Source organism: Streptomyces sp. NPDC017991, from assembly GCF_044328075.1.
Classification (GTDB): domain Bacteria; phylum Actinomycetota; class Actinomycetes; order Streptomycetales; family Streptomycetaceae; genus Streptomyces.
The window spans coordinates 192859-215480 of the sequence record NZ_JBIRGP010000004.1 but is presented as its reverse complement, the minus strand read 5'-3'; the positions used below and the strand labels follow the sequence as shown (position 1 = coordinate 215480).

The following is a 22622-nucleotide window of genomic DNA, read 5'->3' as shown; positions in this document are numbered from 1 at the left end:
GCAGATCAGGCTGTCCGACCGGCGGCTTCCACGTCCACCGGTTTGCGGGCGGCCGCACGGATCCTTTGCCCGCGTCGCGTCAGTCCCCAGGGCTTGAGGACCGAGATCACCGTCATGAGGAGATACGCGGACAGCGAGACGATCGGCCCGAACAGGACGTCACCGGGGTCGGGCAGTGGTCCGCCGTCCGACACCGCGGTGACTGCGGCGTCGACCCCGGGGCGCAGGGCGAAGACCGTGGCCGTGGCGGTGGCCAGAGTCAGCCAGAACTTGGTGTAGACCCACCGATGCCTCGCCAGCCCCCACGGCGTGCCCAGGGACAGCACCAGGCCGGTGAGGAGCGTAAGGAACGCGAGGGGGAGCAGAAGCCAGTCGGCGAAGGTCTTCATGGCGCGGACGGAGGCTTCCACGGTCACCGCGGACCCGGTGGTGGTCGCGGTGACTCCGAGGGCGAGCAGCCCGAGCGTGAGCCCGAGCCAGCACGCGGAGGCGGCTACATGGACGACGAGGTTGGCCCGGCGTGCGGGGCGGCTTAGTTTCACGTGAAACACCGTGCCGGGCACGAGCGGCCGAGGCGTCTGACAGCGGGAGTAACCCCGCGTACTAGCCTCGGCGTACACGCTGTGAATTGGCCTGCCCCGCCCGGTAATTGAAAGAATTGATGAGACGTCCACCACGCAATTCCTGACGTAAGGAAGTGGGGACTTGTGTGTCGGACCGCGGCCGGTATGGTCGACTCCGGTTCGTGTCCGACGAGGTGTCCGCACATCCCGTCGGGACGATCACAGGGCAATGCAGCCTAACGGGACAGAAAGATCGAAGACCCGCATTTCCGGTTACGCGACCGGGCTGATGGTAGTGGGCGGGATGCTGCTGACATGGCTGTAGTGCGGCCAATGTCACATTCTCAGCTCACTTGTCCCCAGCGTGCGGTGGCGCGGTCCAATATGGGCGCATTGGCCGACAGGACGGAACGGGGCGAAGCAAGCAGTCTGCGGGGGGAAAGCAGGCATCTTCCGATTGAGGAGGTGCGCAGACCGACCGAAAGATGTTCGAGGCGAGGCACAGCATGGACGCTCCGACCACCACGTCGGCCGACAACGGCACTTCAGGGGGTGGCGGCGGAGGCGGCTGGTTCACCCCGCACACGCCACCGGAGCCGCCCGCGGGCGGCGAGCAGGGGGCGACCGAGGGGCGGCGCCTGGCCGCTTTGCGGCCCGTCCGCAGGTCCGCGGCGGGAGAGAGCGGCCCGATACAGCGGCGAATACCCCCGAAGACGGAGCCCGGATCGGACACGGATCGATCCGACGTCGACCGATCCGACGTCGAGCGAACCGACGTCGACGACCGAGCCGACGCCGGCTCCGGCTCCGGCCGCGGAGCCGGAGGCGTCCCTGGCGAGAGCGAAGACACCGCTCGTGCCGTCTCGTCCGTGCCCCCGGCGGCGTCACGCGAGGCGACACCTCCCGCAGCGACACACAACGGGCCTCCCCCTTCGTCGAAGCCCGGTTACGAGCACCCGGGCCACGAGCACGTCGTCCCCGGTCGGCGGCCCTCTCACCTCGCAGCTCCCACAGCAGCCGCCACCACGCCGGTCTCGGTCCCCACGCCGGTCTCGGTCCCCACGGCGGTCTCCGCGCCCGCCCCGGACTCAGTGCCCGCGCCCCCGCCCGCCCCCGCGAGGCCCGCCTCCCCCGACGCCGTCCTCATCCGCCGCACCATGGCCGAGGTGGCGCCCGTCGCCGACAAGGTCACCTCGTACTTCTACGCACTGCTCTTCGTCCGCCATCCCGACCTGCGCCCCCTGTTCCCGGCCGCGATGGACACCCAGCGGGACCGGCTGCTCAAAGCCCTGCTGACAGCGGCCGAACACATCGACAACACCGAGGTCCTGGTCTCGTACCTGCAGAACCTCGGCCGCGGCCACCGCAAGTACGGCACGCGCCCCGAGCACTACCCCGCCGTGGGAGAGTGCCTCCTCGGTGCGCTCAGCCGGTTCGCCGAGGCGGCCTGGGACAGGGAGACGGAGGCGGCCTGGGTCAGGGCCTACACGAAGATCTCCCAGGTCATGATCGACGCCGCCGCGGCGGACGAACTGCGCGCCCCGGCCTGGTGGTACGCCGAGGTGATCTCGCACGATCTGAGGACCCCGGACGTCGCTGTCGTCACGGTCCGCCCCGATCAGCCGTACCCCTTTCTCGCCGGTCAGTACGCGAGCCTGGAGACCCCGTGGTGGCCCCGCGTCTGGCGGCACTACTCGTTCGCCTCCGCGCCCCGCTCGGACGGACTGCTGTCGTTCCACGTGAAGGCGGTTCCGGCGGGCTGGGTCTCCAGCGCGCTGGTGCACCGGGCCCGCCCCGGCGACATCGTCAGGCTCGGCCCGCCCGCGGGCTCGATGACCGTCGACCACACCACCGCCAGCGGACTGCTCTGCCTGGGCGGCGGCACCGGCATCGCGCCGATCAAGGCACTGGTCGAGGACGTCGCCGAACATGGGCGGAGGCGGCCGGTCGAGGTCTTCTACGGGGCCCGCACCGATTACGACCTGTACGACATCGACACCATGCTCCGGCTCCAGCAGAGCCACTCATGGCTCGCGGTGCGTCCCATCGTCGACCATCAGGCGCACCTCCAACTGCCGGACGCGGTCCGCGAATACGGTCCGTGGAACGAGTACGACGCCTATCTCTCAGGCCCACCCGGCATGATCCGCAACGGCGTTGACGCGCTCCGGGACATCGGTATCCCGTCGGAACGGATCCGTCATGACGCGGTGGAAGACCTCGTCGCGGCACGGGACTGACGCCGGACCGACCCGAAATCACGAACCCGGCCCGCCGAGCCGAGCCGCCGAGCCGTCGCGCCAACCCGGCCCGCCAACCCCGGGCCACTGACCAGGGCTGCCCACCAGGGCCACCAATCAGGGCCACCAAGCGAAATCGGCTCGCAACAGCGGAGCGGGCTGTTCAGCCGAGATCGGGTGCCTGCATCGCCCGTACGCCCTCGATGTTCCCGTCGAGATAGTGCCGCAGCGACAGCGGTACGAGGTGGACGGTCGCGATGCCCACGCGAGTGAAGGGGATCCGCACGATCTCGTACTCGCCGCAGGGCTCCTCGATCTCGGGGCCGTGGCGGAGCGAGGGATCCATGGATTCCAGATGGCAGACGAAGAAGTGCTGCACCTTCACCCCGGTCGAGCTGCTGTCCTCGCCGATGTGTTCGACGGTGTCGACGAAGCAGGGCACGACGTCGGTGATCTTGGCGCCGAGTTCCTCGTGCACTTCACGGTGGAGCGCGTCGACGACGGTCGTGTCCTCGGGCTCGACCCCGCCGCCCGGCGTCAGCCAGTAGGGATCGACGCCGGGTTTGGTCCGCTTGATCAAGATCAAGTCGTCGCCGTCCAGCAGGACGGCCCGGGCGGTGCGCTTGACCACGGGTCGGTCGGTCATGGGAGGAATGTGGCCCGGTTGGTTCCACGTGAAACATCGCCGTCCGGACCAGGCGAAGCATCCGTGTCACGACCAGCTGGCAGCGGCGCGCATCAGCCACTCGTGGGCTCGCGCGATATGCGGCATGGCCAGTGTGCCGGTCCGTACCACCAGGAAGTATGTACGAAGGGGTGGGACCGGCGGCTCGCTCAGCGCCACTACGTCGCCCCGCTCCAGAGCCGGTCCGCACAGATAGCGCGGCAGAACCGCGAGTCCCGCGCCGGTGGTGGCGCAGGCGAGTACCGCCCGCAGGTCGGGAACGATGACGGTGCCCGATGCGGCGGGCAGGGAGTCGAAGACGGAAGCCCAGTAGCGGGCGATGAACGGCAGTGACTCGTGAACCTCGACCACGGGCAGGTTCTCCAGGGCGGGCGCGCCCTGGCGTCGTAATGTGTCGGAGTCGATACGGGCGACCCAGCGCGGGGCGGCGACCAGTACATGCTCCTCGTCGCAGAGCGGAGTCGCGGTGAGCAGGGAGCCCCGGGGGCGTGCCGTGCAGATGGCCAGATCGTGATGCCCGGCAGCGAGTCCTTCCAGCGCCTCCTCCGCATTGCCGAAGGAGGCCCGCAGCGCGAAGCCGTGGCCGTCGTCCCCGATCAGCTCGGTGAGCGCGGGCAGCGCGCGCTCGGCGGTGAACTCCGGTGGCCCGGCCAGGTGGAGGGTGCGCAGGGAGGAGTCCGCGTCGAGGCCGGTCTCGGTGATCTCCACGAGGGCGTCGAGATGCGGAGCGGCCTTGTGGGCGAGTTCGTCTCCGATGGTGGTGGGGGTCACCCCGCGGGCCTGGCGCAGGAACAGGGGGCGCCCCAGCTGCCGTTCGAGTGTGCGGATCTGTGAGGTGACGGCCGGCTGGGAGAGGCCGAGCAGGGCGGCGGCACGGGTGAAGGAGCCGGCCCGGTGCACGGTCAAGAAGGTCCGCAGCAGGGCCAGATCCATGGCTTCCCTTCGATCTCCAGCGTTCCGGAAGCCCTTAACTATAAATAAGTCGATAGCCCCCTGTCGCTACCGTGATTGGACACTGACACAGAGTCAACTAGCCTTGTTCGCGCGGTTCTTAGCGCAGAGAACCGGGGCGGTCCGAGCCACGAGGGGGGAGGCTCGGACCGCCCGTTGTGCGTAGTACGGCTACTGGCCGGCCACTCAGCAAGCGCTCACTTCGCGGACTCGTCCAGCGCCCGCCGGACATCAGCCACCAGGTCCTCCGGATCCTCGGCGCCGACCGAGAAACGGATGAAGCCCTCCGGGACCGCGTCGCCGCCCCAGCGCCCGCGCCGTTCGGCGGTCGACCGCACCCCGCCGAAGCTCGTCGCGTCGTCCACGAGCCGCAGCGCGTCGAGAAAACCGTCGGCACGCGCGCGCGTGGGCAAGGTGAACGACACCACACATCCGAAGCGCCTCATCTGCTGCGCGGCGATCTTGTGCGAAGGGTCGCCCGGCAGCCCGGGATAACGGACTCCGAGCTCCTCGGGCCAGTCCCGCAGCAATTCGGCGATCACCTGGGCGCTCGCGTTCTGCCGGTCCACACGCATCTGCAGCGTGGCGAGCGAGCGGTGCGCGAGCCATGCCTCCATGGGCCCCGGGATCGCCCCGACGATCTTGCGCCAGCGCCGTACGGAGGCCATGGCGGAGGCGTCGCTGCCCGTGACGTACCCCAGGAGGACGTCCCCGTGCCCGGTGAGCTGCTTGGTGCCGCTGGCCACGGAGAAGTCCGCACCCAGCTCCAGCGGCCGCTGCCCGAGCGGGGTCGCCAGGGTGTTGTCGACCGCGACGAGGGCTCCGCGCGCGTGGGCCGCCTCGGCGAGCCGTCGCACGTCGCACACGTCGAGCCCCGGGTTCGACGGGGTCTCGATCCACAGGAGCTTCGCTCCGTCGAGGACGTCGAGCTGGGCGTCGCCGCCGGTCGGCGCCGTACGCACCTCGATGCCGTACGCCTCCAGTTGTCCGCGTACGAGCGGCAGGACCTGGTAGCCGTCGTCGGGCAGCACGACCGTGTCGCCGGCGCTCAGCTGGGAGAAGAGGGCGGCCGAGACGGCGGCCATGCCGGAGGCGAAGACGAGCGTCTCGACGCCGTCCCGGCCCGGCGCCTCCAGCTCGCCGATGGCGCGCTCCAGGTGGGTCCAGGTCGGGTTCTCGTCACGTCCGTAGGTGTAGGGGCCGGTGGGATCGCCCGGCAGATGGAAGTGGGCGGCGAAGACCGGGCCGGGGAGGGTCGGCTCGTGCTTGACCGGCTCGGGGAGCCCCGCCCGCACGGCACGCGTGCCGTCACCCACTCCCTCGGAACCCGCTTCCTCGAAAGAATTCGTCATGCCGCCTGTTCCTCCACTTGCTCGCGTACAGCGGCGAGCAGTCCGGTGCTCGCCGCCTCCACCATCTCAAGACACTCCTCGAAACCGTCCATCCCCCCGTAATAGGGATCTGGTACGTCGAGATCGGCGCGGGTGGCGAGGTCGTACGAGCGCATCAGCCGGACCTTCTCCGCGTCGGCCGGGGTCGGCGCGAGGCGGCGCAAGGCCTTGAGGTGGCCGGAGTCGAGAGCTATCACCAGGTCGAGCCGGGAGAACCAGTCGGGCCGGAACCGGCGGGCCGCATGGTCGCTGTCGTAGCCGTTCGTCTCCAGCACGGAGACGGTGCGCGGGTCGGCGCCGTCACCCTCGTGCCAGCCGTCGGTACCGCGCTGTCCACCTCGACCAGAGTGTCGAGCCCCGCTTCGGCCACCCGCGCGCGGAAGACGGATTCGGCCATCGGGGAGCGGCATATGTTGCCGGTGCATACGAAACACACGCGGTAGGGCATCCGGGTCGCTCAGTCCTCGTCGGGAAGGACGACGTTCAGGGCCCAGGAGACGATCGAGATGATCAGGCCGCCCAGGACGGCGGTCCAGAAACCGTCGACGTGGAAGCTCAGGTCGAGCTTGTCCGCCAGCCACGAGGTGAGCAGCAGCATCAGGGCGTTGACCACCAGCGTGATCAGTCCGAGCGTGAGGATGAACAGCGGGAAGGTGAGGACCTTCACGACCGGCTTGACCAGGAAGTTCACCAGCCCGAAGAGCAGCGCGACAAGCAGCAGCGTGCCGATCTCCTTGCCGGTGCTGTCACCGGTCAGGGTGATCTTGTCGAGCACCCATACCGCGATCGCCAGGGCGCCCGCGTTGGCGATCGTCTTGACTACGAAATTCTTCATGTGTCTGATCGTGACAGAAGAGATCGGACACGAGCAGCGGGGCAAGGGCGGACAAGGGCGATGAAGGCATTCCGGCTGGACGAACTGGAGGCGGAGCGCGCCGCCAACGACGGCGCGTACCTCCAGTTCCTGCGCGAGAAGAACATGTCGGTCGGCCTGTACGCGCTGGACGCGGGCGCTCAGGACCCGCAGCAGCCCCACCGCCAGGACGAGGTGTACCTCGTCGTCAGCGGCCGTGCCGCGATCACGGTCGGTATGGAGACGACGCAGGTGGCGCGCGGCAGCGTCGTGTACGTACCCGCGGGGGTGGCTCACAAGTTCCATCACGTCAGCGAGGATCTGCGGGTCGTCGTGGTCTTCTCTCCGCCGGAGAGCTGACGTCCGCCTCAGGGTTCCCTAGGGGAACGGTCAGGGGCAGACAAGGGGTGCGAGGCCCCCGCCGGCACCCCTGCCGCGCCTAGCATCGAGGCAGGACATTCGTGGCCCGTCGGCACGGCGGGAACGATCAGGGACAGCACTCGGAAACGGGCAGAGAGACAAGGAACAAGAGCGATGCGAGAGATCTTCGCGGGGATGCCGTGGTGGGTTAAGTGGATCGCGGTGCCGGTCATCGCTCTGGTCGTGTTCGGCGGCCTGATAGCGAGTGTCGTCGGATTCGTGATCGGCCTGCTCTTCAAGCTGCTGCTCTTCGTGGCACTCGTCGGCGGACTGATCTACGTCGTACGGAAGTTCATGTCGGGCTCCTCGTCGAGGAGCGACTGGTAGACGGGCGGCACGGGGGACAGATGATCCGCCGGACCTGACCCTCCGGCAGTCCCTCATCGTGGAGGCGAACTTCAGTTCCCTCGGGTGGGGGGAGTTTTCGAGGCATGTCGTCAGCGATCGGTGGCAGACGGTTAAAGTCCGGAACTCGCCTCGGGGTCGATCCTCGTGAGCGGCGTTTCGAACCGTCCCGTGTCACCCTCGCACGGGCGGCCCCTCGCGCTTCGGGAGTGACCTTTGGCCACGGTTGACACCGCACCCGCAGGACCGAAGGTTTCGGCCTCCGAGCCGCATCCCACGACCCTCATCGGTTCGGTGCAGCGTGCGATGCGTCTCCTGGAGTCCGTCGCGCGTCACGAGCTCGGGGCGCCCGCGAAGCAGCTGGCCCGCGAAGCCGGACTCGCTCTTCCCACGGCGTACCACCTGTTGCGCACCCTGGTGCACGAGGGATATCTGCGCCGCGAGAAGGGGCTGTTCTACCTCGGCGAGGCGGCCGAGCGGCTTAGCCGCGGTGGCGCCCAGCAGAAACGTCGCAGCACGATCGCCGACGCCCTGGGGAGCTGGCGTGATTCGATCGGTGCTCCCGTCTACTACGCGGTCTACCGCGACGGGGAGATCGAGGTCCAGTGCGTCGCCGACACCCCCGCCAATCCCGCGGTCGAGGAGTGGGCGGACTTCCGGGAGACGGGGCACGCGCACGCGATCGGCCAGTGTCTGCTGTCCCAGCTCAACGCGGAGGGGCGCAGGGACCACCTCGACCGCTACCCCGTGCGATCCGTCACGCCGTACACGGTGCGTGACGATCAGACCTTGATTCGCCGTCTCGAATCGACCGGACGCATGCAACCGGTGATCGAACGTCAGGAGTACGCGCTGGGCGCGGTCTGCGCCGCGATCCCTCTCACACTGGGCAGCACGGCCGCCACGGTGGCCATCTCCATGCCGTCCCACCAGGCCGAACGGCTGCTGCCCGCGGCGCGGCGACTGCAGAGCGAGATCGACACGCTGCTGGGGACACTTGCGGTCTCTATCAGCATCTGAAAACTCACTCCTTGTGATCTGGTGTACACGTTAAGCAAGATGCCAGAAGTGTTTAGGTGGACGATTCCCGGCCATGGACGGCAAACGACGGGGTAGGCGATGCGCGAGTCGGTAGTACAGGCAGAGGTCATGATGAGCTTCGTCGTCTCGGAGGAGCTCTCCTTCCGCATTCCGGTGGAGCTGCGTTACGAGACCTGTGATCCCTATGCCGTGCGTCTGACCTTCCACCTGCCCGGCGACGCTCCGGTGACCTGGGCCTTCGGTCGGGAGTTGCTGATCGACGGTGTGGGCCGACCGTGCGGGGACGGAGACGTGCACATCACTCCCTCGGACTCCGAGGGTTTCGGCGATGTGCTGATCCGGCTTCAGGTGGGCGTCGACCAGGCCCTGTTCCGCTGCGGTACGGCGCCGCTGCTGGCGTTCCTCGACCGTACGGACCGGCTGGTCCCGCTGGGCCAGGAGCGCTCCCTCGCCGACTTCGACACGCACCTGGACGAGGCCCTGGACCGCATCCTGGCGGAGGAGCAGAGCGCGGGGTGACGCGGCGGCGGCCGACGTGAGGTGACGCTTCCCCCCTTCGTCGGTCGTCGTTCCCCGCTGCCCGCGCTCGGCCGACAGCCGTCCTGCGCGGGAGCGCCCCCGCCCTGGGAAGGTCCAAGGAAGACCGGCCCGTCCCGGTGACGCGCCGGTTTCAGTGCTTGCGGCGGCGGCCGCTCCCACCGCGCAACGGTGCCTTCGAGCCGGACTGGGACTGCGGCTGCGATTGCTGTGGTTGCGGCTGCGGGGCCGGGACAGCGTCACCCGGGCGGTCAGCCGAGACGACCAGGGCCGCGAGAGCTGTCGTGACCGGCACCGAGGCGACCAGCCCGATCGAGCCGACGAGGGTGCGGACGATCTCCGCGGCCACCAGTTCGCTGTTGGCCACCGTCCCCACGCTGCTCTGCGCGATGGAGAAGAGCAGCAGCAGAGGCAGCGCCGCGCCCGCGTAGGCGAGGACGAGCGTGTTGACGACGGACGCGATGTGGTCGCGGCCGATACGGATGCCCGCGCGGTACAGACCTCGCCAGCCCATCGTCGGGTTGGCCTCGTGCAGCTCCCAGACCGCCGACGTCTGTGTCACCGTGACGTCGTCGAGCACTCCGAGCGAACCGATGATGACACCCGCGAGCAGCAGACCGCTCATGTCGATGGACGGGTAGAGACCGTGGATCAGGCCGGTGTTGTCGTCGGTGTTGCCGGTCAGCGCGGCCCAGTCGATGAACAGAGAGCCGAGCAGCCCGATCAGCACCAGGGACAGCAGCGTGCCCAGTACGGCGACCGACGTCCGGGCCGAGAGACCGTGACACATGTAGAGCGCGATCAGCATGATGGCGCTGGCCCCGACCACCGCCACGACCAGCGGATTCGACCCCTGCAAAATCGCGGGCAGGATGAAGAACGTCAGGATCAGGAAGCTGACGGCCAGCGCGATCAGCGCCATGACACCCCGCATCCGGCCCACCACGACCACGGCGAGGGCGAAGATGCCGGCGAGCAGCGCCATGGGGAGCTTGCGGTTCACATCGGTGACCGAGTACTGGAGTTCCTTGGGGGCGTCGGGCGCGTACGCCACGATCACCTCCTGGCCCTGCTCCAACTGGCGCGAGGAGTCCGGCTGGACGATCTCCGTGAAGGTACGGCCCTTGTCCTTGCCGGAGTCGACCCGGATCGTCGCCTTCTTGCAGGTGCCCGAGTCCTGCTGCTGAGCCGATGAGCCCTCGGCCGTCGAGGTGTCGCCGGTCGGAGTCTCGCCCGAGGCGTTCACGGACTTGCAGTCGACCTTGTCGATCTTGGTCACGGTGGCCTGCTGGGTCTGCCGGTCGAAGCCGACACCCGTGCGCTCATGTCCGGGTGCGCCGCCCGGCCAGAGCACCGCGAGACCCACAACGACCGCCACGGCGAAAGGAATCAGCACCGCCGCGATGATCTTGCGCAGATGCATGGAGACTGGGGCCGCGGGGCCATGACTGTGTGAGTGACCGTGCCCGCCGCCCGCAGGTCCGTCGCCGCCACCGCCGGGGCCGTGGGGTCCATGTCCGCCGCCGTGACCGTGGCCGTCGTGGCCGTGTCCGTGGGGCGGTTCGGACGGCGGAAGTGGGGGCTGCTGCGTCGTGGTCACCGACCGATCATCGCAAGAACGAGAGGGGCCCACTGTTCACCGCGCCCATTGTGACGCTAGCGTGGAAGCACCTTTGCACACGCGGGAGCTCGGAGCACCGGGCTGAGAGGGCGCTGACCTCCGTATCCGCGATGTTTCACGTGGAACATCGCCGGACGGGAAACGCTGCGTCGACCGCCGAACCTGTTACCGGGTAATGCCGGCGTAGGGAGTAGGTCTCATGACCAACAAGGACGTACGCACGCCTGCCTCCAGTCAGACGGGCGGGGCGCTCGCCCCGGTCGACGGCACCGAGGTGTCCGCAGCGGTCGAGGACGGCGGGGCAACTGCTTCACCCGAGAGCGGCGAAGCCGGGAAGTCCGAAGCCGGCAAGTCCGAAACCGGGAAGTCGATCGGCTGGCACAAGGCGTATGTCGCGGGCTCGCGCCCCGATCTGCGGGTGCCGGTCCGTCAGGTGCACCTCACCAACGGTGAGTCGATCACCCTGTACGACACCTCCGGCCCGTACACCGATCCGGTCGTCGACACCGATGTACGCAGGGGTCTGGCGCCTCTGCGCGACAACTGGATCATCACCCGTGGCGACACCGAGGAGTACGCGGGCCGTCCCGTGAGCCCCGAGGACGACGGGATCAAGCACACCTCGCCGCGCGGCGGCCTGCGCAACCTGGACGCGGTCTTCCCGGGGCGCCCGCGGCTGCCCCGCCGGAGCCGTGACGGGCAGGCGGTGACACAACTCGCCTACGCGCGGCGGGGCGAGGTGACGCCGGAGATGGAGTACGTGGCCATCCGGGAGAACGTCGACCCCGAGGTCGTCCGTACGGAGATCGCGGCGGGCCGGGCCGTGCTGCCGGCCAACGCCAACCATCCCGAGATCGAGCCGATGATCATCGGCAAGCGGTTCCTGGTGAAGGTCAACGCCAACATCGGCAACTCCGCGGTCACCTCCTCCATCGAGGAGGAGGTCGACAAGATGACCTGGGCGACGCGCTGGGGCGCCGACACGGTGATGGACCTGTCGACCGGCCGCAACATCCACACCACCCGCGAGTGGGTGCTGCGCAACTCCCCGGTCCCCATCGGCACGGTCCCCCTCTACCAGGCGCTGGAGAAGGTCGACGGACGGGCCGAGGAACTCACCTGGGAGATCTACAAGGACACGGTCATCGAGCAGGCCGAGCAGGGCGTGGACTACATGACCGTCCACGCGGGTGTGCGTCTGCCGTACGTCCCGCTGACCGCGAACCGCAAGACCGGCATCGTCTCGCGCGGCGGTTCCATCATGGCGGCGTGGTGCCTGGCGCACCACAAGGAGTCGTTCCTGTACGAGCGCTTCGAGGACCTCTGCGAGATTCTCGCCGCGTACGACGTCACGTACTCGCTCGGCGACGGCCTGCGGCCCGGGTCGATCGCGGACGCCAACGACGCCGCGCAGTTCGCGGAGTTGCGGACCCTGGGGGAGCTCAACAAGGTCGCGAAGCGTTTCAACGTACAGACCATGATCGAGGGCCCGGGGCATGTCCCGATGCACAAGATCAAGGAGAACATCGACCTTCAGCAGGAGATCTGCGAGGAGGCCCCGTTCTATACGCTCGGCCCGCTGACGACCGACGTCGCGCCGGCGTACGACCACATCACCTCCGGCATCGGGGCTGCGATGATCGCCTGGTGGGGCACGGCGATGCTCTGCTACGTCACGCCCAAGGAACATCTGGGCCTGCCCAACCGTGACGACGTCAAGACGGGTGTCATCACCTACAAGATCGCGGCCCACGCGGCGGACCTCGCCAAGGGGCATCCGGGCGCACAGGAGTGGGACGACGCGTTGTCGGACGCCCGCTTCGAGTTCCGCTGGGAGGACCAGTTCAATCTGGCCCTGGATCCGGACACCGCCCGGGAGTTCCACGACGAGACCCTGCCGGCCGAACCGGCCAAGACGGCACACTTCTGCTCCATGTGCGGGCCGAAGTTCTGCTCGATGAAGATCAGCCACAGCATTAACGAGCAGTTCGGCGGTACGGCGGCCGCAGGGGCCTCGCCCGAAGAGGTCGCCGACGGGATGCTCCAGAAATCCAAGGAGTTCGCCGCCGCGGGCAACCGGGTCTATCTGCCCATGGCCGACTGAACCGCGCGGCCCATCGGTTCCGCATACCTTTGGTCGACTGATCAGTCGTGTGCCGTGACGCCGTGGCCTTGGACGATCATTTCCAGGGCCTCGGCGTTCCGGGCCGTAGGAACAGTCTCGGCTCCTTTTCGGCCAGTCGTTTGGGCGACGCACCCTGCCCTTTGTTGTGTTTCTTGTGCATATACCTCCATTTAATAGCCTGCGTCAGGCGTTCATGTGCGTCTTGGCAGTGCTGATGGCGACGCCCATACTGATTTCGATGCCGAATTGCAGGGCATCGCCACTTTTCACAGGTGAAGATGTGGGGGTTGCATGAGGCCCGATGATGCTGAAGTGCGTTGGCTGAAGAGTTCGGCCAGCATCGAGGGAAACTGTGTCGAGGTGGCCGCCATCCGCGGGATAGCGGTACGAGACTCGAACCACCCTGGCAGGGCATCCGTGGGATTCAGTGCATATGCTTGGCGCTCATTCCTCTCCGCCCTGAAGGACTGTGACACATCCCTACGGGCATCCTCGTAGGAAGACCTGTATGTCCGAACGGTGACGGGATTCTGTTCGTGCGGTCAGAATGTTTATCCGTGGCACGCTCCCCTTGGCGCCTTTAGCTCTGGCCGAACAGAAACTCTCTCGTCACCTCCGTCGCCACCTCCCTCTCCACTTCCCAGAAGTCGTCCAGATAGTCGGTCGGGCGGCGTTGCGAGATGCGTCCCAACGCCTTCTCGCTGATGATGACTTCGCCGTCCGCGCTCTCCAGATAGGCGACCATCTCGTCTTCGTCGCCGGGAAATTCGAAGAGCACGTAGGGTGAGCGGAACTGCCGGTAGATGCCGGCGCCGAAAGGGACAGTGCGTACTGTCACGTTCGGCAGTTCGTTGATGGCCAGCAGTTTCTCGTACTGCCTTCTCATGGTCTCCTGCGAGCCCACCGCTCTGCGGATCACGGCTTCGTCCAGGACGCAGAAGACATCGGGGCCATCGGCTCGCACAAGACGGTTCTGCCGCTCGATCCTGAGCTGGACGAGCCGTTCCGTCGCCTCGGTGCCGGCGTTGGTCCGCGTCATGAGTTCTCGGGCGTACTCCTCCGTCTGCAGAAGACCGGGCACCACATGGGGTTCGAAGTTCCGAATGATCGACGCCGAACTCTCATAACCGAGATAGGTCTCGAAATCCTGGCTCACCCAGGAGCGGTACGGCGCCCACCACGGCGGTTGACGCGCCGCCCGGGCCATGTCGGTCAGGGCTTTCACCTGAGCCTGGCCGGTGATTCCGTAGTGGCCCAGGAGAACGCGTACATCGGTCACGGAGACTCCTACAGTGCCCGCCTCGATGCGGATCACCTTGGAGGGTGACCAGTCGAGCTGTTCGGCCACCTCGCGCTGCTTCAGCCCCGCGCCCTCCCTCGCCTTCCTCAGGCGGTCCCGCAGTCGTGCACGCTGGAATCCGGGATCTTCCTGGGCCACTTGACACTCCGTCCCCACGCAGTTGGCGTTCTCGGTCGGCGGGCTAACGGCCTCTCCGCCGCCGATACTCTGCACAGGGCCGCACGGCGGAGTGCCTGTCCGCTTCTTGCCTGGTGATGGATTGCCACATGGCATACAGCATCCGTCGTGTCACCGCACAGAACAAGCCCACCTGCGAATTTGTGCAGAAGAGCTACAGAAGTGCAGTCGTGTTGTTCCTGCCGCGCATGGAGCATTTCTTGTCCAGTGGTGCAATCGAAGGGCTGCGGGGCGCAAATCTTCGTATGCGGGCACGACTGTCAATTGCACAAAAAAGATCGACGACGGATTTCCGTCGTCGATCATTCTTGCCAGGGCGGGCGGTGTCGGCGGTCCCGGCCCTACTCCGGAGCGTGCTCCGGTCCCCCGAAGTCCGGGCTGCTGAAGTCCGGGCTTGAGTAGCTGGGGCGGGGGCCCGCTGCCGCACCCCCGTCCGGGCTGCTGAAGCCCGGGCGGTTGTAGCCGAGCTGCGGCATCCGGCTGACCGGTGCCGTCGGCTTCGTACGACTGAGGGCCGCTGTGCCCGGGTCGGCGAGAGCCTCCCTGAGGAACGGCATGAGGCCCCGCTCCAGGAGTGCTTCGTGCCAGGCTTCCCTGGCCAGAGAGATCTCCTCGCTTCGTTCGCCGTGCACACCGGCCCGGAGCGAGCTGGCCCCGTTGCGCAGGGCGGCGAGCAGCAGGCAGACCGCGGCGACCAGGATCGAGACCGCCGTGATGGCGCCGAAGACCCAGCCGGTGGTGAGAAGGGTCCGTGCGATGCCCGGCTCGGGGTCGAGCATCTTCAGGATGTAGCCGACGAGCAGGAAGATCGCCGCGGCGGTGCCGGCGAGGACCGGGGCGAGCACGGCGACGACCGCGGCGGCACCGGCCCCCGCGGTCTCGGCGACTTCCCCCATGGCGGTGGCGAGCCCCACCGCACTCGTGCCCGGATCCGACGAACTGCTGGATCCTTCGCGGACGGGAGGGGTGGACGGCGCAGGCTGGCGCAGTTCCTCGCGGACCTTCACGTAGTGCTGGTACTCGCTCGCCGCGGCCGCCGTGATGAGCGCGGTGGCGTTGAGCGCCATCGTGCGCAGTTGCTCGGGGTTGAGCCGCTGACCGACAGCGGCGAGTTCCGGACGGTGTGGTGCGGAGCGCAGCGCCTCGTCGAGGATCCGCTCGTACTCTTGGCGGTCCTCGCTCAGCAGGTGCTGCGGAACGCTGTTCATGTGCATCCCCCGATGCTCCGTAGGGCTGGGTGACTCGGCATGCTGACGAGCCGTCGGGCAGAAACGGAGGGGAGCCTGCTACGGATAAGCCGATGGTAGAGCGATGACGGCACAGGGTGACAGGGGGTTTCCAGAATTTGCCCCCGGACCGCACGCGTCCTCCATCGGAGGACGTGTGCCCCGTGAACGCTCAGATATCCAGGGGAAGCTGCTGGACCAGCAGTTTTCCGGCCATGGTCACGCCGCCGTCCATAGCGATCGCGAGCTTGTCGGCGTACACATGAGGTTCTTCGACCGCCTGAGCCGGCGAATTCTCCCCGTCCTCCGAGCCGACCTCGCCCCGGAGATACGGAATGGGGCTGTGACCATGGACGATGCGGGAACCGCCGTAGGTCTCCAGCAGGGAGCGGACCGCCTGCGCACCGCCGTCGTCGCGGAACGCGAAGCGCTTGGTGAACTTGCGGAAGAGGTCCCAGCACTCGTCCGCGTCATTGCGGGTGAGGGTTTCGCGGATGGTGTCGTTGACCGCTTCGATGGAGTCGCCGTAGTCGAGATAGGCGGTCGTGTCGGAGTGCACGAGCAGATGCCCGTCGGCGAGTTCCATCGCGTCCAGGCGGGCCATCCACTGCAGATGATGGTCCTGGAGACGCTCCATGTCGGTCTTCTGGCCGCCGTTGAGCAGCCAGGCGGCCTGGAAGGTGGCGGTTCCCGCGCCCGAGTTGACGGGGGTGTCCCCGAACCGCCTGGCGCCCAGGAGCAGCAGTTCGTGGTTGCCCATCAGCGCCTTGCAGTAGCCACCGACCGCGGCGGCCTCCGCGGAGAGCCGCATCACGAGGTCGATGACGCCGATCCCGTCGGGTCCGCGGTCGGTGAAGTCGCCGAGGAACCACAGCCGGGAGGTCCCGGCCGCCCAGCGGCCTTCGAGGTCGATGAGCCCCTTCTCGTGCAGCGCGGAGACGAGTTCGTCGAGGTACCCGTGCACGTCACCGACGACGTACAGCGGACCCGGCCCCTCCTCGGGCTGCGGAATCTGCCCGGCCTCGGGGTCGACCGGCACCTGAACGGTGTCACCGCGGTTGATGACCGGCAGATCGCGCTCCGTCGGCGTGTAGCCCTCCGGCTCGGCGGCGGGGACGCCGGCCTCACCGTGCGGCGGCCCGCCCGCGTAGGAACCGGATCGGACGTACGGCTCCGGGGGCCCGGTGTACGGGTCGGCGGCCTGGTCGTACGGCTCGGCGGAGCGGTCGTACGGCTCCGCCGGCCGGTCGTACTGTCCGGGCGGTGCCGGGTGCGGTCCGGGCGGCTGCGCGTACGGACCGGCTTCGTGGACGTACGCCGGTACGCGGAAGTCGCGCACCGTCGGCGTCCGCATCTCGGGTCCCTGACCGGCCCCCTGAGTCATCGACCCCTCCACCACCATCGCGCCGCATCTGCACCGCGTCGGACTGCCTGGTCGCAGCGGCCCGCGGTGTCGTCCGCCCATCATAGGAATGCGGATCGCGCCATGTGATGACCCAGGGGTGGTGAATCGGAGCAGAACCCCAGTTCACCGTGGTTTTCTCCCGAATTGGGAGGGGCTTTCCGCGTCGGAGGTCACCCCTGTTCCGGAGACCTCGGCGGGCTGACGGTCGTCCGTGGCGGCCGTCGCTCGGAGGAGGTGCGCACGATCAGCTCCGTCGGTATCACCTGCTCGACCGGTTGGTCCGATTCGACCCCCTCGATGGCGTCGATGAGGAGCTGGACCACGGCCGTACCGATTCGTCTCGGTTTGAGGGAGAGTGTCGTGACGGGCGGTTCGGTGTTGGCGTAGACGGTGGACTCGCTGCAGCACACGAGAAGCAGGTCGTCCGGTACGCGCAGGCCGTAGCGCCGGGCCGCCGCGAGGAGGTCGGTGCCGTTCGGGTCGAACAGCCCGTAGACGGCGTCGGGCCGGTCGGGCCGGGCGAGCAGCCTGTCGGCCGCGACCGCTCCCGCGCACGGATCGTGCGCGGGATAGGCCTCGTACACAGGATCCTGGCCCACACGCTCGCACCAGCGGAGGTACGCGGTCGTGGAGAGGTGGGTGTACGTGTCCGTGGTCGTCCCGGTCAGCAGGCCGATTCTGCGGGCCCCGGCGGCGGCGAGGTGGTCGAGGATGCCCAGGACCGCGGCCTCGTGGTCGTTGTCCACCCAGGCGGTCACCGGCAGCGAGCCGGCCGGGCGGCCGTCCGAGACCACCGGTAACCCTTGGCGGACGAGTTCGCTGACGACCGGGTCCTGGTCGGAGGGGTCGATGACGACCGTCCCGTCCAGGGCCACGTTCGACCACACGTCGTGGCGCGAGGTCGCCGGGAGGATGACCAGGGCGTAGCCCCGGGCGAGCGCGGCCGAGGTGGCGGCTCTGGCCATCTCCGCGAAGTACGCGAACTCCGTGAAGGTGAAAGGTTCGTCCCCGTAGGTCGTCACGGTCAGGCCGATGAGGCCCGACTTGCCGGTACGGAGGGTTCGGGCCGCCGCGGAGGGCCGGTAGCCCAGCCGATCGGCGACCTCGCGGACATGGCGTCTGGTGGCGTCCGGGAGCCGTCCCTTGCCGTTGAGGGCGTCGGAGACCGTCGTGATGGAGACTCCGGCCGCCGCGGCCACGTCTCTGATGCCCGCCCGGCCCGGCCGGTTTCCTCGACGTGAGGTATCCGAGCGGCTCACCTGGTGCTTCCCTGCTGCTGTCATGGCGAGCCGATAGTAGGGCTCATGCGGTGGGGTAGTGCGGACGCATATGCACTCGTTGACAGGCACGTTTCTGCATGGTCATAAGTAGGTAACTTCCTTGGAAAGCAAGGGAGTTGACCGTTTCAATGGCAGTACGTCACTTGTCGACGCGCATGAGCCTGCCAAAGGGGCCATGTCTCGAAGAGGTCTCAACTCACCTGCACGAGGGATGCGCGCCACGGCGCGAGCCACCGGCGCGGGCTGCGAGGAGCAGCGCGCCCCCTCTTTCGTACGCCTTCGTGCGGTGATGCCCGGGAGTGCGCACACGGAACTACGGTGCCGGCCGGGAGGTCGGTCCCGGGCCGTACTCAGCGGCTCCGAATCCTCTTAAGGTGAGCAGTATTGGTAGCCGGTGGTGTTGATGAGCCGGAGACGGTCACAAGGAGGACTGCGGTGAGCGAGACGAGCCCGAAGCTGCGAGCCGAGCTGGAGGGTATCCCCACGTACAAGCCGGGCAAGCCCGCAGCCGCGGACGGCCCGGTGGCGTACAAGCTGTCCTCCAACGAGAACCCCTATCCGCCGCTGCCGGGTGTGCTGGAGAGCGTGACCGCGGCGGTCGGGGCCTTCAACCGCTACCCCGACATGGCGTGCACGGGGCTGATGAGCGAGCTGGCGGACCGGTTCGGGGTGCCGCTGACGCATCTGGCGACCGGTACCGGCTCGGTCGGCGTCGCCCAGCAGCTGGTGCAGGCGACCTCAGGACCGGGCGACGAGGTGATCTACGCCTGGCGGTCCTTCGAGGCGTACCCGATCATCACCCGCGTCAGCGGGGCGACGCCGGTCCAGGTGCCGCTGACGCCGGGGGATGTCCACGACCTCGACGCGATGGCGGACGCCATCACCGACCGGACCCGGCTGATTTTCGTCTGCAACCCCAACAACCCCACGGGTACAGCGGTGCGCCGGGCCGAGCTGGAACGATTCCTCGACCGGGTGCCGGGCGATGTCCTGGTGGTCCTCGACGAGGCGTACCGGGAGTTCGTGCGCGACGCCGAGGTGCCGGACGGCGTCGAGCTGTACCGGGACCGGCCGAACGTGTGCGTGCTGCGCACGTTCTCCAAGGCGTACGGTCTCGCCGGGCTGCGGGTCGGCTTCGCGATCGCTCATGAGCCGGTGGCGGCGGCGCTGCGCAAGACGGCCGTGCCCTTCGGTGTGAGCCAGCTCGCGCAGGACGCGGCGGTCGCCTCGCTGCGCGCCGAGGACGAGCTGTTCGGGCGGGTCGGTTCGCTGGTCTCCGAGCGCACGCGGGTGGTCGAGACGCTGCGCGGGCAGGGCTGGACGGTGCCGGACACCCAGGCGAACTTCGTGTGGCTGCGGCTCGGGGAGCACACGGTCGACTTCGCGGCCGTGTGCGAGCAGGCCGGGGTCGTCGTGCGGCCGTTCGCGGGCGAGGGCGTCCGGGTGACGGTGGGGGAGACCGAGGCCAATGACATCTTCCTGAAGACGGCGGAAGGCTTCCGCAAGGAGATCTAGCCGAACTGCCGACAGAGGCTGTTGATCAAGGCCCCGGCCTCCCGCGCTCGCGGGAGGCCGGGGCCTTGTGGCGTTCGTCTCGTCCGGTGCCTTTGCGTGCCCTCTGACCTGGTGCTTCGTGCCGGACGTGCCGAGCTCCGCAGTTAGGCACCCCCACCTGTCACCGCTCGAACGGCCATGCGTCATAATTGCTTGTGAATGTGAACGCGTTCACAAGCGCGTCCCATTTGCTCCCGGGATGTCTGGGGCAAGCGGGGCAAACCGCCGCGGTTACCACGGCGACGTAAGGAGTTGACGACGTGGAATTGGCTTTGGCGCCGGAGACGATAGCGCGATGGCAGTTCGGCATCACCACCGTCTACCACTTCCTCTTCGTCCCGCTCACGATCTCGCTCGCCGCGCTCACCGCGGGCCTGCAGACCGCATGGGTGCGCACGGAGAAGGAGAAGTACCTCAGGGCCACCAAGTTCTGGGGCAAGCTCTTCCTGATCAACATCGCGATGGGTGTCGTCACGGGCATCGTGCAGGAGTTCCAGTTCGGCATGAACTGGTCCGACTACTCGCGCTTCGTCGGTGACGTCTTCGGTGCCCCGCTCGCCTTCGAGGCCCTGATCGCCTTCTTCTTCGAGTCCACGTTCATCGGGCTGTGGATTTTCGGCTGGGACAAACTGCCGAAGAAGATCCACCTGGCCTGCATCTGGATGGTCTCGATCGGCACGCTGCTGTCCGCGTACTTCATCCTCGCGGCCAACTCCTGGATGCAGCACCCCGTCGGCTACCGCATCAACGAGAAGAAGGGGCGCGCCGAACTCACCGACTTCTGGCTGGTCCTGACCCAGAACACGGCGCTCAACCAGGTGTTCCACAGCTTCTCGGCGGCCTTCCTGACGGGCGGCGCCTTCATGGTGGGCATCGCGGCGTTCCACCTGATGCGCAAGAAGCACATCCCGGTGATGCGGACCTCGCTCCGGCTCGGACTGGTCACCATGGCGGTCGGCGGTCTCCTCACCGCGATCAGCGGGGACACCCTCGGCAAGGTCATGTACGAGCAGCAGCCGATGAAGATGGCCGCCGCGGAGGCCCTGTGGGACGGCGAGAAGCCCGCACCCTTCTCCGTGTTCGCCTACGGGGACGTCGACAAGGGGCACAACTCGGTGGCCCTGGAGATCCCCGGCCTCCTGTCCTTCCTTGCCCACAGCGACTTCGACTCGTACGTGCCGGGCATCAACGACACCAACAAGGCCGAGCAGGAGAAGTTCGGCCCCGGCGACTACAAGCCCATCGTCCCCGTCGCCTACTGGGGTTTCCGCTGGATGATCGGCTTCGGCATGGCGTCCTTCTCCTTGGGCCTGCTGGGGCTCTGGCTGACCCGGAAGAGGTTCCTGCTGCCGGCTGCCCGGCGGACGGGCGAGGACGAGGTGCCGCATCTGGTGCTGCTGAGGAAGCCGCTCGGGTCCAGGCTCACCCGGCTGTACTGGCTCCTGGCGGTCTGGACGATGGCCTTCCCGCTGATCGCCAACTCATGGGGCTGGATCTTCACCGAGATGGGCCGGCAGCCCTGGGTCGTGTACGGCGTCATGCAGACCCGGGACGCGGTCTCCCCCGGTGTGTCGCAGGGCGAGATGATCACCTCGCTGATCGTCCTCACGACGATCTACGCGATCCTCGCCGTCGTCGAGGTGAAGCTGCTCGCGAAGTACATCAAGGCCGGACCGCCCGAGCTCACCGAGGCCGACCTCAACCCGCCCACGAAGATCGGTGGCGACCCCCGGGACGCCGACAAGCCGATGGCCTTCTCGTACTAGGCCCAGGGAGCTGCTGAGTCATGGAACTTCACGACATCTGGTTCGTCCTCATCGCCGTCCTGTGGACCGGCTACTTCTTCCTGGAGGGCTTCGACTTCGGGATCGGCGTCCTCACCAAACTGCTCGCCCGCGACCGGACCGAGAAGCGCGTACTGATCAACACCATCGGCCCGGTCTGGGACGGCAACGAGGTATGGCTGCTCTCGGCGGGAGGCGCGACCTTCGCCGCCTTCCCCGAGTGGTACGCCACGCTCTTCTCCGGCTTCTATCTGCCCCTGCTGCTCATCCTCGTCTGTCTGATCCTGCGCGGAGTCGCCTTCGAGTACCGGGCGAAGCGCCCCGAGGAGCAGTGGCAGCGCAACTGGGAGAACGCGATCTTCTGGACCTCGCTGCTGCCTGCCTTCCTGTGGGGTGTGGCCTTCGGCAACATCGTCCGGGGCGTGAAGATCGACCAGAACTTCGAGTACGTGGGCAGCCTCGGGGACCTGCTCAACCCGTACGCCGTCCTGGGCGGCCTGGTGACGCTGACGCTGTTCACCTTCCACGGAGCGGTGTTCGCCGCGCTCAAGACCCTCGGTGACATCCGGGAACGAGCGCGGAAGCTGGCTCTGCGGCTCGGAGTGGTGACGGCTGCGCTCGCGCTGGTCTTCCTGCTCTGGACCCAGGTCGAGAACGGCGACGGCAAGAGCCTGGTCGCACTGGTCGTGGCGGTGGCCGCACTGGTCGCGGCAATCGGGGCGAATCAGGCAGGGCGTGAGGGCTGGGCCTTCGGACTGTCGGGGCTCACCATCGTCGCCGCGGTCGCGATGCTGTTCCTGACGCTCTTCCCGAACGTCATGCCGTCCTCGCTGAACGACGAGTGGAGCCTGACGGTCACCAACGCCTCGTCGAGCCCGTACACGTTGAAGATCATGACCTGGTGTGCGGTGATCGCGACACCGGTGGTGATGCTCTACCAGGGCTGGACGTACTGGGTGTTCCGCAAGCGGATCGGCACCCAGCACATCGCTGACGCTGTGCACTGAGCCCGGCCGAAGCGTGTTCAGCCGGGCTGGAGCCGCGCGCCGAGGCCCGATGAATCCGGGGGCATGTTTCACGTGAAACATGCCCCATGAGAAGAAGGTGTGTTTCACGTGAAACAC

20 protein-coding genes, 1 pseudogene and 1 riboswitch are annotated in these 22622 nt (G+C 67.8%); of the genes and pseudogenes, 10 read left to right on the top strand and 11 right to left on the bottom strand.

From position 1 onward, the window contains the following. Positions 1-5 precede the first annotated feature (5 nt). Positions 6-542, bottom strand: a complete 537-nt coding sequence (locus ACH4DZ_RS13680; RefSeq protein ID WP_398287258.1) for a DUF2269 family protein — start codon at positions 540-542, stop codon at positions 6-8. 527 nt (positions 543-1069) lie between these two features. Between ACH4DZ_RS13680 and ACH4DZ_RS13675 the strand changes: the two genes are divergently transcribed. Continuing rightward, positions 1070-2803, top strand: a complete 1734-nt coding sequence (locus ACH4DZ_RS13675) for a globin domain-containing protein (protein WP_398287257.1) — start codon at positions 1070-1072, stop codon at positions 2801-2803. A 163-nt stretch (positions 2804-2966) separates the two neighbouring features. On the opposite strand, the gene ACH4DZ_RS13670 is transcribed toward ACH4DZ_RS13675, so the two are convergent. The 5 genes and pseudogenes from ACH4DZ_RS13670 to ACH4DZ_RS13650 all read right to left on the bottom strand — a co-directional run bounded on the left by ACH4DZ_RS13670 (position 2967) and on the right by ACH4DZ_RS13650 (position 6665). After that, positions 2967-3449, bottom strand: coding sequence for an NUDIX domain-containing protein (locus ACH4DZ_RS13670; protein ID WP_398287256.1), 483 nt, complete (start codon positions 3447-3449; stop codon positions 2967-2969). Positions 3450-3515: 66 nt separating this feature from the next. Next, on the bottom strand, positions 3516-4421 hold the full coding sequence (locus tag ACH4DZ_RS13665) for a LysR family transcriptional regulator (RefSeq protein WP_398287255.1): 906 nt from the start codon (positions 4419-4421) through the stop codon (positions 3516-3518). A 215-nt stretch (positions 4422-4636) separates the two neighbouring features. Then, positions 4637-5791, bottom strand: coding sequence for a cystathionine gamma-lyase (locus ACH4DZ_RS13660; RefSeq protein WP_398287254.1), 1155 nt, complete (start codon positions 5789-5791; stop codon positions 4637-4639). Continuing rightward, positions 5788-6278: pseudogene (locus ACH4DZ_RS13655) on the bottom strand (low molecular weight protein-tyrosine-phosphatase). The gene ACH4DZ_RS13660 and the pseudogene ACH4DZ_RS13655 overlap by 4 nt, the downstream one beginning before the upstream one ends. Positions 6279-6287: 9 nt before the next feature. Then, entirely contained in the window at positions 6288-6665 is a 378-nt protein-coding gene (locus tag ACH4DZ_RS13650; protein ID WP_398287253.1) for a phage holin family protein, read from the bottom strand. Between the two features lie 60 nt (positions 6666-6725). On the opposite strand from ACH4DZ_RS13650, the gene ACH4DZ_RS13645 reads away from it, so the two are divergent. The 4 genes from ACH4DZ_RS13645 to ACH4DZ_RS13630 all read left to right on the top strand — a co-directional run bounded on the left by ACH4DZ_RS13645 (position 6726) and on the right by ACH4DZ_RS13630 (position 9008). Next, positions 6726-7043, top strand: a complete 318-nt coding sequence (locus tag ACH4DZ_RS13645; RefSeq protein ID WP_398287252.1) for a cupin domain-containing protein — start codon at positions 6726-6728, stop codon at positions 7041-7043. A gap of 174 nt (positions 7044-7217) precedes the next feature. Further along, positions 7218-7430 carry a DUF5326 family protein gene (locus tag ACH4DZ_RS13640; RefSeq protein WP_398287251.1) on the top strand — a complete coding sequence of 71 codons (213 nt, stop codon included), beginning with the start codon at positions 7218-7220 and terminating at the stop codon, positions 7428-7430. A gap of 234 nt (positions 7431-7664) precedes the next feature. Next, complete coding sequence (locus ACH4DZ_RS13635) at positions 7665-8468, top strand: IclR family transcriptional regulator (protein WP_398287250.1); 804 nt, start codon at positions 7665-7667, stop codon at positions 8466-8468. 99 nt (positions 8469-8567) lie between these two features. Continuing rightward, positions 8568-9008, top strand: coding sequence for an SsgA family sporulation/cell division regulator (locus ACH4DZ_RS13630; RefSeq protein ID WP_189771437.1), 441 nt, complete (start codon positions 8568-8570; stop codon positions 9006-9008). A gap of 151 nt (positions 9009-9159) precedes the next feature. Here the strand turns inward: ACH4DZ_RS13630 and ACH4DZ_RS13625 are convergent, their stop codons facing one another. Next, positions 9160-10626 carry a YibE/F family protein gene (locus tag ACH4DZ_RS13625; RefSeq protein WP_398287249.1) on the bottom strand — a complete coding sequence of 489 codons (1467 nt, stop codon included), beginning with the start codon at positions 10624-10626 and terminating at the stop codon, positions 9160-9162. Between the two features lie 71 nt (positions 10627-10697). Next, positions 10698-10854: riboswitch (TPP riboswitch) on the top strand. Here ACH4DZ_RS13625 and thiC point away from each other — a divergent pair. Continuing rightward, the gene (gene thiC, locus ACH4DZ_RS13620) at positions 10847-12751 is read left to right on the top strand and encodes a phosphomethylpyrimidine synthase ThiC (protein WP_398287248.1); all 1905 of its coding nucleotides are present in this window, start codon (positions 10847-10849) and stop codon (positions 12749-12751) included. It overlaps the preceding riboswitch by 8 nt. Positions 12752-13063: 312 nt before the next feature. Beyond that, a complete protein-coding gene (locus ACH4DZ_RS13615) occupies positions 13064-13270 on the top strand; it encodes a DUF397 domain-containing protein (RefSeq protein ID WP_398287247.1) in 207 nt (68 codons plus the stop codon). Between the two features lie 82 nt (positions 13271-13352). On the opposite strand, the gene ACH4DZ_RS13610 is transcribed toward ACH4DZ_RS13615, so the two are convergent. The 4 genes from ACH4DZ_RS13610 to ACH4DZ_RS13595 form a co-directional block, all read right to left on the bottom strand. Next, on the bottom strand, positions 13353-14210 hold the full coding sequence (locus ACH4DZ_RS13610) for a Scr1 family TA system antitoxin-like transcriptional regulator (RefSeq protein WP_398287246.1): 858 nt from the start codon (positions 14208-14210) through the stop codon (positions 13353-13355). Positions 14211-14590: 380 nt separating this feature from the next. Then, a complete protein-coding gene (locus ACH4DZ_RS13605) occupies positions 14591-15463 on the bottom strand; it encodes a hypothetical protein (protein WP_398287245.1) in 873 nt (290 codons plus the stop codon). Positions 15464-15647: 184 nt separating this feature from the next. Then, entirely contained in the window at positions 15648-16874 is a 1227-nt protein-coding gene (locus ACH4DZ_RS13600) for a metallophosphoesterase (RefSeq protein WP_398287739.1), read from the bottom strand. Between the two features lie 176 nt (positions 16875-17050). Further along, positions 17051-18163, bottom strand: a complete 1113-nt coding sequence (locus ACH4DZ_RS13595) for a LacI family DNA-binding transcriptional regulator (protein ID WP_107020452.1) — start codon at positions 18161-18163, stop codon at positions 17051-17053. Between the two features lie 432 nt (positions 18164-18595). Between ACH4DZ_RS13595 and hisC the strand changes: the two genes are divergently transcribed. The 3 genes from hisC (at position 18596) to cydB (ending at position 22505) form a co-directional block, all read left to right on the top strand. After that, a complete protein-coding gene (hisC, locus tag ACH4DZ_RS13590) occupies positions 18596-19675 on the top strand; it encodes a histidinol-phosphate transaminase (RefSeq protein WP_398287244.1) in 1080 nt (359 codons plus the stop codon). Between the two features lie 299 nt (positions 19676-19974). Further along, positions 19975-21480 (top strand): cytochrome ubiquinol oxidase subunit I, encoded by a 1506-nt coding sequence (locus ACH4DZ_RS13585; RefSeq protein WP_398287243.1) that lies wholly within the window; start codon positions 19975-19977, stop codon positions 21478-21480. A 20-nt stretch (positions 21481-21500) separates the two neighbouring features. Continuing rightward, positions 21501-22505: a cytochrome d ubiquinol oxidase subunit II gene (cydB, locus tag ACH4DZ_RS13580; protein WP_398287242.1), complete on the top strand. Its 1005-nt coding sequence runs from the start codon at positions 21501-21503 to the stop codon at positions 22503-22505. Positions 22506-22622: the final 117 nt, after the last annotated feature.

Bases quoted from the DNA above. Each gene is read 5' to 3' on its own strand.
- ACH4DZ_RS13675 (WP_398287257.1), top strand. From the start codon at position 1,070: ATGGACGCTCCGACCACCACGTCGGCCGACAACGGCACTTCAGGGGGT.
- ACH4DZ_RS13670 (WP_398287256.1), bottom strand. From the start codon at position 3,449: ATGACCGACCGACCCGTGGTCAAGCGCACCGCCCGGGCCGTCCTGCTG.
- ACH4DZ_RS13665 (WP_398287255.1), bottom strand. From the start codon at position 4,421: ATGGATCTGGCCCTGCTGCGGACCTTCTTGACCGTGCACCGGGCCGGC.
- ACH4DZ_RS13660 (WP_398287254.1), bottom strand. From the start codon at position 5,791: ATGACGAATTCTTTCGAGGAAGCGGGTTCCGAGGGAGTGGGTGACGGC.
- ACH4DZ_RS13650 (WP_398287253.1), bottom strand. From the start codon at position 6,665: ATGAAGAATTTCGTAGTCAAGACGATCGCCAACGCGGGCGCCCTGGCG.
- ACH4DZ_RS13645 (WP_398287252.1), top strand. From the start codon at position 6,726: ATGAAGGCATTCCGGCTGGACGAACTGGAGGCGGAGCGCGCCGCCAAC.
- ACH4DZ_RS13640 (WP_398287251.1), top strand. From the start codon at position 7,218: ATGCGAGAGATCTTCGCGGGGATGCCGTGGTGGGTTAAGTGGATCGCG.
- ACH4DZ_RS13630 (WP_189771437.1), top strand. From the start codon at position 8,568: ATGCGCGAGTCGGTAGTACAGGCAGAGGTCATGATGAGCTTCGTCGTC.
- thiC (WP_398287248.1), top strand. From the start codon at position 10,847: ATGACCAACAAGGACGTACGCACGCCTGCCTCCAGTCAGACGGGCGGG.
- ACH4DZ_RS13615 (WP_398287247.1), top strand. From the start codon at position 13,064: ATGAGGCCCGATGATGCTGAAGTGCGTTGGCTGAAGAGTTCGGCCAGC.
- ACH4DZ_RS13605 (WP_398287245.1), bottom strand. From the start codon at position 15,463: ATGCACATGAACAGCGTTCCGCAGCACCTGCTGAGCGAGGACCGCCAA.
- ACH4DZ_RS13595 (WP_107020452.1), bottom strand. From the start codon at position 18,163: ATGACAGCAGCAGGGAAGCACCAGGTGAGCCGCTCGGATACCTCACGT.
- cydB (WP_398287242.1), top strand. From the start codon at position 21,501: ATGGAACTTCACGACATCTGGTTCGTCCTCATCGCCGTCCTGTGGACC.